The sequence below is a fragment of the Streptomyces recifensis genome, assembly GCF_002154615.1.
GTDB lineage: Bacteria > Actinomycetota > Actinomycetes > Streptomycetales > Streptomycetaceae > Streptomyces > Streptomyces griseoluteus.
Map to the genome: position 1 here is coordinate 1 of NZ_MUNH01000409.1, position 2,004 is coordinate 2,004.

Here is a 2,004-nt window from a genome sequence, read left to right on the forward strand (position 1 = left end):
CCCGGTCCGACTCCAGCTCCGCTATCCGGCGCTCCAGCTCGTCCGACGGCGCCAGCAGGGCGCGGGCCAGCGCCCGGTCCACGTTCGCCAGGCCCCGCGCCAGATAACCCAGCACCGGCCACAGCACGAAGAACGAGACCAGCACGGTGGTGAAGGTCAGCACGCCCCAGGGCAACCGGATCAGACAGTAGAGCAGCGACCGCCATCCCACCGGGTCCCGCAGCGCCTGCCACAGCCGTCGCACCACCCCGCCGCCCCGCGCGAACGGCAGCGGTGACGGCTCCGGCACCCGCTCCCCGAGCAGCACCCGCACCCGCGCCCGCTCCAGCCGGCCCAGCAGCCGGGCGCCCAGCAGGGAGCCCGCCAGCAGCGGCAGTCCGAGTACCGTGACGGTGAGGCCCCCGCTCACGGACAGCACGGTGACCGCGTACACGAAGCCCACCACCGCCAGCGGCAGGTTCAGCAGGAGATGCGCGATCTCCTTCCAGGTGTGCGCGTCGAAGGCGAGCCGGGCGGACGGCGGACGGCCGGAGTCGCCGGCCGGTCCGGCGGCGGGAGCGGGAGTCATGGCGGCCAGCCTGCCGTGCCCGAAGGCCCCTACGCCATGCGGTGGACCGCCTTCCGGGCCCTGGGGAAAACCCCACCCCCGGCCCCGCGGTCCGTCACGGGCTCTTACCGGCGCTTTATCAGGGCCTAGACTCCCGTGCGTACGCAAACCTCCGGCCGCATCCGTCACAGGGCGCGCGGAGGTCACGGAGGACACCCGGTCAGGGAGCGAGGGACGGACGGTGCGGGAGACGTTGGGGGTGACGACGGTCGCCGCGGGCGGCACCACGTCGGACTACTTCGGGTCCTACTCGGTCGTGGGTCTGCTCGCCGTCGTCGGCGTGCTCTTCGTGGCGGCGGCCTTCGGCGCCGGCCGCCTGCTGCGGCCCGTGGTGCCCACCCCCGAGAAGCTCATGACCTACGAGTGCGGCGTCGACCCCGTCGGGGAGGGCTGGGCCCACACCCAGGTCCGGTACTACGTCTACGCCTTCCTGTACGTCATCTTCGCCGTCGACTCGATCTTCCTGTTCCCCTGGGCGACGGTCTTCGCCGCCCCCGGCTACGGCGCGGCCACCCTGGTGGAGATGTTCATCTTCCTGGGCTTCCTCGCCGTCGGCCTGCTGTACGCCTACAAGAAGGGCGTCCTGACATGGACGTGAACCCGGCCGCCCCCGAGCCGGTACCGCTGCCCGAGCCGAAGCGGCTGGGCGCGCTGGCCCGGCTGGCACCCGAGCCGATGAAGGTCGTCCTCAACTGGGGCCGCCGCTACTCGCTCTGGGTCTTCAACTTCGGCCTCGCCTGCTGCGCGATCGAGTTCATCGCCGCGTCGATGGCCCGCCACGACTTCATCCGGCTCGGCGTCATCCCCTTCGCGCCGGGCCCCCGCCAGGCCGACCTGATGGTCGTCTCCGGCACGGTCACCGACAAGATGGCGCCCGCCGTGAAGCGGCTGTACGAGCAGATGCCCGAGCCGAAGTACGTCATCTCCTTCGGCGCCTGCTCCAACTGCGGCGGGCCGTACTGGGACTCCTACTCCGTCACCAAGGGCGTCGACCAGATCATCCCGGTCGACGTGTACGTGCCGGGCTGCCCGCCGCGCCCCGAGGCGCTGCTCCAGGGCATCCTCAAGCTCCAGGAGAAGATCGCCCGCGAGTCTCTGGCGGAGCGGTACGGCAAGGGGAGCGCGCCCCGCCCGTCCGCCGCCGCGCTCCAGAGCGACCTGGTGCGTCCGCCGGCGGCTCCGTCCGCGGAGGGGACCGAGCGATGAGCTGGCTGCCCGCCCCCGCTGAGGAGCTCTTCGGCCCCGACGCCACCGCCGAGGAGTCGTACGACGTCCTCACCGTCGACGTGCCTCCCGCCGCGTGGCTCACTGCCCTTGAGACGGCTCGTACCACGCTGACCTGCACCTACTTCGACTGGCTGAGCGCGGTCGACGAACCCGGTACCGGGTTCGTCGAC

At 72.0% G+C, this 2,004-nt stretch carries 3 protein-coding genes and 1 pseudogene; 3 read left to right on the forward strand and 1 reads right to left on the reverse strand.

Annotated elements, in window-relative coordinates; translation table 11 throughout:
- Nucleotides 1–568: sensor domain-containing protein (locus tag CCN33_RS20970; protein ID WP_208621818.1), on the reverse strand; the 568-nt coding region annotated here is incomplete at its 3' end.
- Between the two features lie 220 nt (nt 569–788).
- On the opposite strand from CCN33_RS20970, the gene CCN33_RS20975 reads away from it, so the two are divergent.
- The 3 genes and pseudogenes from CCN33_RS20975 to CCN33_RS20985 all read left to right on the forward strand — a co-directional run.
- Nucleotides 789–1,205 carry an NADH-quinone oxidoreductase subunit A gene (locus tag CCN33_RS20975; protein ID WP_086695108.1) on the forward strand — a complete coding sequence of 139 codons (417 nt, stop codon included), beginning with the start codon at nt 789–791 and terminating at the stop codon, nt 1,203–1,205.
- Nucleotides 1,196–1,813 (forward strand): NADH-quinone oxidoreductase subunit B, encoded by a 618-nt coding sequence (locus tag CCN33_RS20980; RefSeq protein WP_086695109.1) that lies wholly within the window; start codon nt 1,196–1,198, stop codon nt 1,811–1,813. Before CCN33_RS20975 ends, CCN33_RS20980 begins: the two co-directional genes overlap by 10 nt.
- A pseudogene (locus CCN33_RS20985) lies at nt 1,810–2,004 on the forward strand (NADH-quinone oxidoreductase subunit C); the annotation flags it as partial. The gene CCN33_RS20980 and the pseudogene CCN33_RS20985, both read left to right, overlap by 4 nt.

Coding starts and splice junctions, on each gene's coding strand:
- CCN33_RS20980 (WP_086695109.1), top strand. CDS start 1,196: ATGGACGTGAACCCGGCCGCCCCCGAGCCGGTACCGCTGCCCGAGCCG.